This window comes from Metabacillus kandeliae (assembly GCF_021166585.1).
GTDB classification, from domain to species: Bacteria; Bacillota; Bacilli; order Bacillales; family Bacillaceae; genus Metabacillus_B; species Metabacillus_B kandeliae.
Genome location: NZ_JAJOZE010000009.1, coordinates 130,349 through 140,741, shown reverse-complemented (window position 1 = coordinate 140,741; position 10,393 = coordinate 130,349). Strand labels below are relative to the sequence as shown.

General features: G+C 43.5%; 12 protein-coding genes and 2 riboswitches. Of the genes, 4 read left to right on the top strand and 8 right to left on the bottom strand.

The window, feature by feature from the left end:
- Window positions 1-347 precede the first annotated feature (347 nt).
- Genes LRR81_RS16615 through LRR81_RS16600 form a run of 4 tightly spaced genes read right to left on the bottom strand, consistent with a single transcriptional unit; the run spans window position 348 to window position 3,208 of the window.
- Complete coding sequence (locus tag LRR81_RS16615; RefSeq protein ID WP_231790514.1) at window positions 348-1,091, bottom strand: ABC transporter ATP-binding protein; 744 nt, start codon at window positions 1,089-1,091, stop codon at window positions 348-350.
- Entirely contained in the window at window positions 1,091-2,101 is a 1,011-nt protein-coding gene (locus LRR81_RS16610) for an ABC transporter substrate-binding protein (RefSeq protein WP_231790513.1), read from the bottom strand. The genes LRR81_RS16615 and LRR81_RS16610 overlap by 1 nt, the downstream gene beginning before the upstream one ends.
- A gap of 17 nt (window positions 2,102-2,118) precedes the next feature.
- On the bottom strand, window positions 2,119-2,871 hold the full coding sequence (locus LRR81_RS16605; RefSeq protein WP_331716352.1) for an ABC transporter permease: 753 nt from the start codon (window positions 2,869-2,871) through the stop codon (window positions 2,119-2,121).
- Window positions 2,872-2,914: 43 nt separating this feature from the next.
- On the bottom strand, window positions 2,915-3,208 hold the full coding sequence (locus tag LRR81_RS16600; RefSeq protein WP_408631617.1) for an MTH1187 family thiamine-binding protein: 294 nt from the start codon (window positions 3,206-3,208) through the stop codon (window positions 2,915-2,917).
- Between the two features lie 137 nt (window positions 3,209-3,345).
- Window positions 3,346-3,455, bottom strand: a riboswitch (TPP riboswitch).
- A gap of 153 nt (window positions 3,456-3,608) precedes the next feature.
- Window positions 3,609-3,705: riboswitch (TPP riboswitch) on the top strand.
- 95 nt (window positions 3,706-3,800) lie between these two features.
- Between LRR81_RS16600 and thiT the strand changes: the two genes are divergently transcribed.
- Complete coding sequence (thiT, locus tag LRR81_RS16595) at window positions 3,801-4,379, top strand: energy-coupled thiamine transporter ThiT (protein ID WP_231790510.1); 579 nt, start codon at window positions 3,801-3,803, stop codon at window positions 4,377-4,379.
- Window positions 4,380-4,381: 2 nt separating this feature from the next.
- Here the strand turns inward: thiT and LRR81_RS16590 are convergent, their stop codons facing one another.
- Complete coding sequence (locus LRR81_RS16590; protein WP_231790509.1) at window positions 4,382-5,014, bottom strand: class D sortase; 633 nt, start codon at window positions 5,012-5,014, stop codon at window positions 4,382-4,384.
- Window positions 5,014-6,192 (bottom strand): processed acidic surface protein, encoded by a 1,179-nt coding sequence (locus LRR81_RS16585; RefSeq protein ID WP_231790508.1) that lies wholly within the window; start codon window positions 6,190-6,192, stop codon window positions 5,014-5,016. Before LRR81_RS16585 ends, LRR81_RS16590 begins: the two co-directional genes overlap by 1 nt.
- A 198-nt stretch (window positions 6,193-6,390) precedes the next feature.
- On the opposite strand from LRR81_RS16585, the gene LRR81_RS16580 reads away from it, so the two are divergent.
- A complete protein-coding gene (locus LRR81_RS16580; protein WP_231790507.1) occupies window positions 6,391-6,588 on the top strand; it encodes a hypothetical protein in 198 nt (65 codons plus the stop codon).
- 39 nt (window positions 6,589-6,627) lie between these two features.
- Here the strand turns inward: LRR81_RS16580 and LRR81_RS16575 are convergent, their stop codons facing one another.
- The gene (locus tag LRR81_RS16575) at window positions 6,628-7,155 is read right to left on the bottom strand and encodes a GNAT family N-acetyltransferase (protein WP_231790506.1); all 528 of its coding nucleotides are present in this window, start codon (window positions 7,153-7,155) and stop codon (window positions 6,628-6,630) included.
- A gap of 13 nt (window positions 7,156-7,168) precedes the next feature.
- Window positions 7,169-8,083: a DMT family transporter gene (locus tag LRR81_RS16570; RefSeq protein WP_231790505.1), complete on the bottom strand. Its 915-nt coding sequence runs from the start codon at window positions 8,081-8,083 to the stop codon at window positions 7,169-7,171.
- 128 nt (window positions 8,084-8,211) lie between these two features.
- On the opposite strand from LRR81_RS16570, the gene LRR81_RS16565 reads away from it, so the two are divergent.
- Together LRR81_RS16565 and LRR81_RS16560 are read left to right on the top strand one after the other, a co-directional pair.
- Window positions 8,212-9,840 (top strand): AMP-binding protein, encoded by a 1,629-nt coding sequence (locus LRR81_RS16565; RefSeq protein WP_231790504.1) that lies wholly within the window; start codon window positions 8,212-8,214, stop codon window positions 9,838-9,840.
- Window positions 9,841-9,904: 64 nt separating this feature from the next.
- Window positions 9,905-10,393, top strand: a complete 489-nt coding sequence (locus LRR81_RS16560) for a DinB family protein (protein WP_231790503.1) — start codon at window positions 9,905-9,907, stop codon at window positions 10,391-10,393.

Sequence of the window (10,393 nt, the reverse complement as noted above, 5' to 3'; positions counted from 1 at the left end):
GATTAAATTGTGTCAACTTTGTGACAATCGCCCGAAAGCGACCTCTTGAGTATATCAAGTTACCAATCAGTTGTCAACAACTTTTTAAAATGTTTTTCAGCGCCGTTTATCAGCGACGAACATTAATATATCATGTATTCCAAGCTCTTTCAATAGAAATTTTAAGATATTATAAAAAAGTTTTACTAGAATACGGATATTGCTTTTTCCCCCTGTCCCCTCTTGCATTAATGAACTAAAGACCTGGAACCAAACAAGATAACCTGCTGGGCTCTCTTTCCCCCGCCGCTTTACAGCAGCACGGGACATGTCCCTCCTTTTATAGGAGGACTGAGACCCCATCAAGCCTACCTTAACACCCCAATCAACTCCCGCTTCAGTTCCCCAAACTCGCGCTCAGCCATCACATCCGCCGTTCTAGGCCTTCCAAACGGCACCTTCGCTTCTTTAATAACCTTTCCAGGCCTTTTTGACATTACATAAATGCGGTCCGATAGATAGATTGCTTCATCAATATCATGTGTAATGAAAAGAACCGTCAGATTCAGCTGGCTGCATATACCGAGAAGCCATTCCTGCAGATTGAGTCTTGTGATGGCATCCAGCTTGCCGAAAGGTTCATCAAGAAGCAGCATTTCTTTTTCATAGAGAATAGTTCTCAGAAAGCTGACTCTTTGTCTCATGCCTCCGGATAGCATGAACGGATAGTGATTTTCAAACCCTTTCAGGCCGAATAATTCCATTAAAGGCGCCGCTTTTTCTTTGGCTTCCTTCTTCTTAATTCCTTTCATTTCAAGAGAAAGGACGGCGTTTTCTAAAATTGTCCGCCAGGGAAGCAGCACATCGGCCTGCGGCATATAGGCGGAATAGCCGACCTTGCCTGTAATGTCTTTTCCTTCAAAAAGAACCTTCCCTTCCGTTGGAGGGATAAGTCCTGCTGCTATATCCAGAATAGTGCTTTTCCCGCATCCGCTTGGGCCGATCAGGCTGACGAACTCCCCTTTTTTCACCGTTAAATCTGTGCGCTGAACAGCTGTAATGGAATCCTTTTGCTGCTTGTAAGTTTTAGATACATCTTCAAGGGATAGCATCAGTCTGTGCTATCCTTTGGAAGAAATTCATTCGTGTAGGCTTTGGAGGCATCAATGTTTTCTTTAATCAGTTTCCTTTCAAACATCCAGTCGGCATATTTTTTCCACACTTCTTCTTTTTGCTGTCCCCATACCTCTGCTTTGCCCTGATATTGCGAACTGATCCATTTTTGGCTTTTTTTCACAAGATCGGCATTTATATCAGGCACTTGTTTAATTAACAAGTCCGCTGCATCTTCTGGGTGATTTATTGCAAACTGGTAGCCGAGAGAAGTTGCTTTCATAAATTTTGCGGTAGTCTCTTTATCTTCTTTAATTTTCTTTTCGCTTGCTGCTATGACTGGTGTGTAATAGTTCAGGGCCGGATCAAGGTCTTTGAGAAAGATATAGTTGAGCTTGATGCCCTTTCGTTCTGCTTCAATCCCGTCCCAGCCGTAATAGATCCATTCAAAGTCTGCGTCTCTTCCGATTGATTGAAAGAAGTCTGTCGCTCCGAGTGTAACGTTTTTCACTTTTCCGGGATCAGCGCCGTTCTTTTTCATAACAGCGTTTAATACAGCTTCTTCTGTCGGGGCTCCCCATCCTCCGTAGCGCTTTCCTTCAAAATCCTTTGGAGAAGCAATGCCATCCTTTTTTAAAGAGGCAAAGGCTGAGGTGTTTTCCTGAATAATGGCACCGATTGATACAAGCGGAATGCCATTGGATCTAGCCTGGGTAATGTTTTCTTGATAGCTGATCCCATAATCGGCTTTTCCGGCAGCGACCACTTGGTCCGTGCTCGTACCTTCCCCAGGCTCAACGATTTCAACATCCAGTCCTTCTTTTTTATAGTAGCCTTTTTCTTTTGCTGCATATATACCTGTATGATTTGTATTAGGAAACCAGTCCAGCATAACTTTTACTTTCTTTAAAGAAGCACTTTCTCCTGAATTGGCGGACTTCCCGCTGCTGCAGGAGGAAGCAATCAGCACAACGGCAAGGAGTAAACATGCCAGTATTCCCTTTTTCATATTCTCACCTGTTCTTATTAGTATTTTTCATATTTTTGCTGGGCGTATCTCCATGGCATAGCAAGCCGTGCGAGTCCTTCAATCACTCCAAAAACCACTAGACTCAGCAGGACGATGATAAAGATGACTGCAAACACTTTGTCGGTTAAAAAGGATTGGCTGCTTCTCGTTAGAAGAATGCCCAGTCCCTTATCAGAGCCGAGCCATTCCCCTATTACAGCTCCCATTACACTGTATGTACCGGCGATTTTCAGGCCGGAGAATAAAAACGGCAGAGCATGCGGGAACTTTACCTTCATATAAATCTGTGTTCTCGATGCCCGAAAGGTTTTCATCAGCTTCAGCATGTCTTTGTCTGCAAGCCGGAATCCATCTGCCAGATTAACAGCTATGGGAAAAAAGCAAACAAGTGCTGTGATTAAAATTTTCGGAAACATGCCGAATCCAAACCAGATGATAAACAGCGGCGCCAGCGCAATGATCGGAATAGTCTGGGAGATGATCAGCAAGGGATAAATTGCTTTTCGCAGCCATTTTGAAAGATCAATGATGATGCCGAAGAAAACGCCGGCCAAAGCGGCAAGTGCTAATCCAGCCAGTGCTTCTGCAGCTGTTTGAATAACGTGCGGAGCAAGTCCAGGAATCATGCTGAAAAGAGTTTGCACTACGTCAGCAGGTGCAGGAAGAATCCATTTTTCAATGCCGCTCCCCTTTACGGCAGCTTGCCAGATAATTAAAAACACGAGGATCGCCATACCGGGAAGCGCCATATCAGCCAGACGGCTGAATGCCTGGAATACCGACCGGGAAGGATTATAAGCGGTATTTTTTAATTTTTTCATCCATGGTCACTCCTGATGCTGGCCGGTAATGAATTTTCATGTGCGTCATAACTTCGCTTGCTCCAGCTTCTATGCAGGCATCCTGGGCTCTTTTGACAATGTCTAGAAGCTGATCAAGCTCTCCCTCCATCACCGTTTCCATTGCACCTACTTCATATTTGACTCCTGATTGCTGTACCGTTTCAATTGCTTTATCTACGATTTCGTATGTGCTGCCGCCTTCAGATTTTGGAAGGACTTGAAAAGCTAAATTAACGATAGACATCATTTTTCCCCCTGTTTCATTGTATTTAGATATGCTGCCGGCCGCTGAACCACGGCTCATATCTTTAGGACCTGAGCTGGCATGGCAACAAAAAAAGACTGCCTTGATAGGCAGCCTTTATGCTTGAATGTCATAAGCAAAACGTTATGAACGGCTCCCTACGCTGGCATTACCCAGATCAGGTTAACGGGTCGACGCTAATCAGCGTCCTCTCAGCCAAGTTCACTCAGCTCCCCGACGTATAAAAATGTATTGCGGCAAAGAAATCCCTTTCATGCCAGCTCTCTACCAAAAGATATCAGCCCGTTAGAAAAATGTAAAGAAAAATTGATTTTCCTTTACAAAACTGGTTGTCGAAATTTGCGAATTGTTGTATAGTATCATTATTCATAAATAATGAATCGACCACAAGGGGTGCGAAAGCTGAGAGTGAACTTTGTTCTGACCCTTTGAACCTGTTAGTTAGTGACTGCGTAGGGATGTGGCATGTACTTATTTTACCTTTACTCAAAGCAGTGCGTGGAAACGAACGACAGAGTTCCCCGCATTGCTTTTTTCATGCTCTCTTTTGGTCGGTAGATTGAGGTGCAGGATGAATCAACGGCTGATTTTTATGGTAGAAACGGCGATTTTTTCAGCCATCGCTCTTTTACTCGATTATTTTTCAAATATATTGCCCAGGCTTCCCCAAGGAGGCAGCTTGTCGCTTGCGATGGTGCCCATTTTCCTCATGGCCTTTCGATGGGGCTGGAAAGGCGGCGTACTGACCGGCTTTCTGACCGGTACTTTGCAGATTGTCCTCGGTATGGCAAGCATTGTTCATTGGGTGCAATTTTTGCTGGACTATTCTCTCGCATATGCCCTGCTTGGCATTAGCGGTCTATTTTCCAGCTGGGTCATCTCTTCAGCTGACAGCCGCCGGAAAAGGGCAGTTGTACTGTCTGTTTTTACGGCAGGTCTTGCAGGAAGTGCATTGCGTTATTTGGCGCATGTGATTTCCGGGATTGTTTTCTTTGCTTCATATGCTCCAAAAGGGACGCCTGTTGTGCCTTACTCTCTTATTTACAATAGTACTTATATGATTCCTTCCTGGATCGTCAGCTGTTTGATTGTTGTTCTGCTTCTGCAGACATCACCGGCTTTATTAAAAAGGAAAAGTGAACTCACTTGAGTTCACTTTTTTATTTGGCTTCCAATTAAATCGGCAACAAGCACATATCTTTTAGGGGCTGGCCCGATAAACCGGAATGGATAGCACGTTGATACGGTGAGCGTCGCCTTCGGTTTCGGGACAATGACTGTTCTGTCATCGGCATCCACAATCCGGACTTTTCTAACCTTATAGGTGAACGTTCCGGCCTTTGTTTTTACAATGAGCAAATCTTTCTTTCCCACTTCGCCAAGCCGCCTGAATACCGTATCCCTATGGCCGGCAAGAACAGAATTATCTTTTTCGCCTGGAAGGACAGAACCTGCATAGTGCCCCACACCTCTTTCAAGCTCGTCCTCATCCGTCCCATGATAAATCGGCAAAGATGCTTTCAGCTTTGGAATGAACAGCTCCCCCATATTTTCTCCGATTTTTGGAACAGCCGTGTAAAGCTGCTGCTTCTCATCGGTTTTTACGGGGGAAGTTCTAGGTGGAACCGGCTGCATGACAGGTGCCGGTTTTTCTGTCTTATAGAGAAAATAGGCGTAGGCCAGCTTAAAAGCATTTGTTCCGGCCAGATAAATGCCGCCGCCTAACAAGGCTGCAATGGCAAAAAGAAGAAGCATCCGCTTCTTCTTACCTGCTGAGTTTCCCATTATGCTTTTGCTTTTGCCCTTCTGAATAGAATGAAGGCAGAAGCGATGAGAAGAAATCCTGCTCCCATCATTTCAGCATAATTGCCGGCTGTTTTCGGAAGCTTTGCGCCTTTTTCTGTTCTTGCAGGATGAACGGCGGATGGCTTCTTTTTCTCATTCTTTATCACATGAACAGCCGTGTTCTCCAAGCTTTTTCCTGTGTCTTTAATCACTTCAGAGCCGGCGATTTCAGGTGTAATCAAAAGGTCCATCAGCAATTCCCCTGATTTCCCGTACAGTTCCACCAAAAGGTTTGCCCCTTTTAACTCATTCAATTTAACCAGTGTCTGAATTGAGAGCTCTTCTTTCTTTCCATCTTTTACGAGATAAAATTTAGGATGAAGCTGAAAGATATCCATGCCTTCGCTGTAAATAGACAAAAGTTCAGCAAGATCCTTTGCAGAAAGCTGATCAATGCTTTCGAAGTCTTCGAATTTCATCATTTTTTCAGCAAGCGCCTGGAGCCTTTCAGGAATCGTCGGATCGTTTTCAATCACAGAACCCATATAGTCTGATAGTTTTTGAATTTCCCTTTCCGTTACGCCAAGCTGTGAAAGAACATCTTCCATTTCTTTTTGCACATCAGCGGACGGCTGAAAGTAGTAGGCAACAGCCTGTTCCAAATCTTCAATATACTGATAATTTTTAAGAGAATCATCGTGTTCAGCAAGCAGATCCTCAAGCTCATTTTTCGTCATTCCATAATCGGAAAGAAACTGCTTAAGGCTGCTTTCTGTGATCGGTGTCAGTTCATTGTCAAGATAATAGGAAAGATCTGCTTCAAGGTCATTGACGAAATAATAGACATCCTCAATTTTTTCGCCTTTTTCAAGCTCGCCATTTTCTATTAAGAGATTTGTCGCTTTTTCTTTGGTTGTTTTATATTTTGCAAACAGAGCATCAAGGCTTTTTTGATCGGTTACAGGAGCTCCAAGTTCCTTTTCAAGCTCTTGGACTGAATTGAAATCATTCAGTGTCAGATCGCTGTAATCCAAATAATCCTCCAGCTCTTGTTTGCTTTCCATGCCGATTCTTTCCAAATAAGCATTCAGATCAGAATCTTTAACGGCAGCTAAAGCAGGTGTTGATGCAAAGACAAGCAGCAGCATTGCAGTAATTGTTGCAATAATTTTCTTCATGTTGACCCCCAGTTTTTTCAAATCCAGCTAATTATACAGGCAATACTATTTCAATACCAGTATTGCTATTAATTTGTTTTTCTCTTATAATTATCCATTTTTATTCACTGTCTGGAACAGCAAAAATAATAGGCATATTCCTGAGTGCAGCGGAATTTACTAGAGTAAGAGAGTTAATACTACTGGAGGCCGTGATCAATGAATATGGATGCTGTTTTGATGATGATAAGCTATGTACTCTCTCTTTTTCATTTTCTGTACAGCTATAAAGAAATTTTGCGCATTTCCGGTGAAGCTGGCAAAGTCAATGGCTGGCCCCTGATTTTCAGCGCCCCCTCAGCTATTCTCTTCGCCTGTTCTGCCTGCTACTTTTACGAAAGATGGTGGGCTGTTTGAGAGCCGGCAAAAAAAAGAAACCATTATTGGTTTCTCCTTTTACTCTCCGCCCTTAAGTTTTTCCGCTAATTTGCTAAGATCCTTCCAGCCATAGGCAATCTCTGTATGCTGCTTTCCGCTGATTTTAAAATGGTCTTCATCAATGAAATCAGGGTCGTACTTTTCATAAAATTTCCTCGATGGGTTTTCTTCAAAGACCCACAGCATGAGTGACTCTTCCCCTTTTTTTATCAGTTCCTCTATCGCTTTGCAGAACAATTTTCTTCCGATTCCCTGCTTCTGAAATTGCTTCAGAAGATAAATAGCATATAGCTCGCTTCCGTATTCGTATTTTCCAGTCCGTTCTTTTCCAAAGCTGGCAAAGCCGGCAATATTGCCCAGCCCGTCTTCTGCCACAAGCAGCTGGCGCAAATCCGTCTGCTCCCAAAGCCGCTCGCGGTCCTCGTATTTTAACGCGCTTAAATATCCTTGATCAACGATTCCGTCATAGGTTGTTCTCCAGCTGTCAACATGAGCCTTTGCTACATTTTTAATATCCTGAATTGCTGCAAATCGAATCTTGTACATCTTTCTCCCCCGCTTAATCAGCTAATCCTGCCTCATGGGCAGTTTGAATATTTTTCTTCGGCCTGCTGCCGAGCAAAAACCACAGAATTCCCCCGAAAATAATGGTTCCTCCAATTATTTGAGGAAGGGTTATCACTTCTCCAAGAATGAAATACGCAAGAATCACGGCCCCAACAGGTTCAAAAAGAATCGCGACAGAAATCGTATTAGTGCTGATCCATTTGAGCGCCCAATTAAATAAAGAATGACCGAGAAGGTTCGGAAAAACGGCCAGCAGAATGAAATAAATCCAATCCCCACTTTCTTTTGGAGCTAGCGGATAAGAGAAAACCAGACAGTAAATCAGCAAAACTGCTGCACTGATCCCATAAACTAAACCTGTATAAAGCGTCAGGCTGTGCCTTTTTCTTACCTCCTGCCCGAAAAGCAGATAAGCTGTGACCATCAGGCAGGCTAGCAGTGCCAGCATATCGCCAAAAAGCGCCATCCCGCTGATTTTCATATCGCCCCAGCTGATGATTAAGCTGCCTCCAATCGCCGCCAGTGCGCTGACCATTGCTTTAATGGAAAGCCTTTCTTTGAAAAAAAGATAGGTTCCGAGAAATGCAAACAGCGGCTGGAGGGTAACAAGAACAACTGAACTTGCCACTGAGGTATACTGCAGGGACTCAAACCAGAGAACAAAGTGAAAAGCGAGAAGCACTCCTGCTGAAACAGTAAAAATCCAGTCTTTTTTCGTAAGCCCTGATATTTCTTTCCGGCTTTTCATTAAAAAAACCGGCAGGAGGATCAGTGCTGAAAGAAACATCCTGTAGAACGCAGTAACAGGTGCCGGAGAAGCTGAAAGCTTTACGAAGATGGCGGATGCTGATACGGACAGCACGCCAATAATCAAAGCGCCGTATGGATAAAAGCTTGTTTGATTCACTATTTCTCTCTCCGTTTCTTAAAAAAACTGCTGAATTTTGTCTAATAAATAGTTTTTTTAATTTTCTGTCAATATTGTATAATGATAGCGTATTCACTTCTAACTGAACTTATTTTAAAGGAGGAACTATGAAGCCACTCATCCAAAAAACAATTGGCCAGCAGCTGAAGGATACGGCGCAAAAGTTTGCCGAGCGTGAAGCCATGGTTTATTCAAAAGAGGGCATACGCTACACCTATGAAGAATTTTACGGCGAAACTGGAAGGATTGCAAAGGCATTGTTAGCAATGGGCATAAAAAAAGGCGAACATATCGCCATTTGGGCGACCAATATCCCTGAATGGCCGCTGCTGCAATTTGCCAGCGCCAGAATCGGCGCTGTACTCGTTACAGTTAACACAAGCTATCAAAAATCAGAGCTGCAATACCTGCTTCAGCAGTCGGATGTGACTTCGTTGTTTTTAATTGAAGGCTATAAAGGAACTTCTTATACAAAAATTGTTCAGGACATTTTGAAGGAATCAAAGGGTGAGCTCCCCGAATTGAAAAATATCATCTACATAGGGAGCAGCAATACCCCTGATGGAATGACAGCATGGCAGGAACTGCTGATTGGAGCCAGTTACATCAGTGACGAGGAGCTGCTGGAAAGAGAAAAGGCCCTTGATCAGCATGAAACAATTAACATGCAATATACATCAGGAACGACTGGATTTCCTAAGGGTGTCATGCTTTCCCATCATAATATTATCAATAATGCTTATCTCGTTGCCCAGGCCATGAATCTTTCAAGTGAAGACAGGCTTGTCATTCCTGTTCCTTTTTTCCATTGCTTTGGATGTGTGATGGGATCGCTTGCCTGCATAACAGCCGGAGCTTGCATGCTGCCGATTACAGAGTTTCATCCCCGCAGTGTACTGGAGACGATTCATAAGGAAAAAGGCACGGCTCTTCATGGAGTGCCGACCATGTATATCGCTGAGCTAATGGATGAACAGTTTGATTCATACGATTTGTCTTCATTAAAAAGAGGAATTATGTCAGGCTCCCCCTGCCCTTCTGAAATCATGAAAAAAGTCATGAATAGAATGGGAATGCAGGAAATTACGATTGCCTATGGCCAGACAGAAGCCTCCCCAGTGATCACCCAGACAAGAATCCATGACTCGCTGGAACGGCGTGTTGGCACAGTCGGCAAAGCACAGCCTCACGCTGAAGTAAAAATTATCGATCCCCTTACTGGAGAAGAATCGGCGCCAAACGAGCAAGGTGAGCTTTGTACAAGGGGCTTTCTAGTGATGAAGGGCTATTATAAGATGCCGGAAGCAACGCATCAGGCTATTGATTCAGAGGGCTGGCTGCATACAGGGGACCTTGCTTCGATGGATGAGGATGGCTACATTACCATTACCGGCAGGCTGAAAGATATGATTATCCGCGGCGGCGAAAATGTTTATCCAAGAGAAATTGAGGAATTCTTATATTCACATGAAGATATTGTAGATGTTCAAGTCATCGGGGTTCCTGATGAAAAGTACGGAGAGCGGGTTGCTGCCTGCATTAAAATAAAAGAAGGCAAAGAAATAACAGAGGAAAATATCCGTGAATATTGCAAAGGCCGGATTGCCTTTCATAAGATACCAGATTACTGCTTTATCATGGAAGAATATCCAATGACAGCATCCGGAAAAATTCAAAAATATAAGCTGCGCCAGCAGGCTAAAGAGTGGGCAGCAGAAAAAACAGCAGCAAAGTAAGAGCTAACAGACGACTTTAATGCGGGAAATTTGCTATGATAGCCGCAAAGGGAGGCAGAAAAGAATGTTTGAACATATGATGCGTGTCAGAGAAGAGCTTTTGAACGAACTGGAAGAGATTCCCGCGGAAAAATTTAAGGAAAAGCCTTCGAGCACTGAATGGAGTCCGAGTGAGCTGGCTGATCACCTGCAAAAAATTGAGCATGTTATGACCAATACCCTAAAGAAAATTGCAGCTAATGCAGAAGAGAAATCATTGCCGGAAAAAAATCTTGAAATTATAACAGACCGCTCCAATAAAAGAGAAGCGCCTGAAAGTGTTGCTCCATCTGAAGAATTAATGGATAAGGAGCATGCCATCACTTCTTTGACGGAAGCCAGGCGTGATCTTATGACCTTTGCAGATCTGATTGAATATGATTTAACCGAAAGAGCGCTGAAACATCCTGTAATGGGAGAACTTTCTGTGAAACAGTGGATTGAGTTTATCGGCTACCATGAAGAACGCCATTTAAAGCAGCTTAGGGAAATTAAGCATGCAATCGTTCAATAA